This window comes from Vibrio sp. 704, from assembly GCF_033339295.1.
In genome coordinates, this window is record NZ_JAWOUH010000574.1 from 1 (window position 1) to 638 (window position 638).

1 protein-coding gene is annotated in these 638 nt (G+C 48.3%); it reads left to right on the forward strand.

Annotation, left to right across the window (positions count from 1 at the left end; all coding sequences use genetic code 11):
• Positions 1–638: L-serine ammonia-lyase, iron-sulfur-dependent, subunit alpha (locus R7R24_RS27830; protein ID WP_318120306.1), on the forward strand; the 638-nt coding region annotated here is incomplete at both ends.

Genomic DNA, 638 nt, shown 5'->3' on the forward strand with positions numbered 1-638 from the left:
GAGCAGGATGTCGCTGCTGCGCAACAATTGATAGATGAAGAGCGGGTAACTGTAGCGCGCATGGATACGCAAGAATTCATTTATTGCAGCGTAACGCTCACTTCTGGTGACGATGTTGTTTCGGTCACGATCAGTGGCGGTCACACCAACATTATCCAGATCACGCGCAATGACGACGTGATTTTTGATGCTCCACCACAGCAACGCGTTGCAACCGCTTCCGTTTGTGAAGGTGTGGATATTTCGATCAAACAAATCTATGAGTTTGCCACTCAAGCGCCTTTTGAAGAGATCAAATTCATTCTCCAAGCTGCAGAGCTAAATTCCTTGCTGGCTCAAGAAGGTATCGACCGAGGTTACGGCCTAGAAATTGTACGCACGCTAAAAGGCAACATCGAGCAAGGCTTATTGGGCAATGACTTAATGAGTCGTATACAGATGATGACATCCGCGGCGTCTGATGCTCGCATGGGAGGGGCGACGTTGCCAGCCATGAGCAATTTCGGCAGTGGGAACCAAGGTATTGCCGCTACAATGCCAGTTGTAGTTGCGGCAGAAGTATTCCAAAACGACGAAGAACAGTTGGCTCGCGCGTTGATCATGAGCCATTTAGGGGCTATTTACATCAAATCTTATTA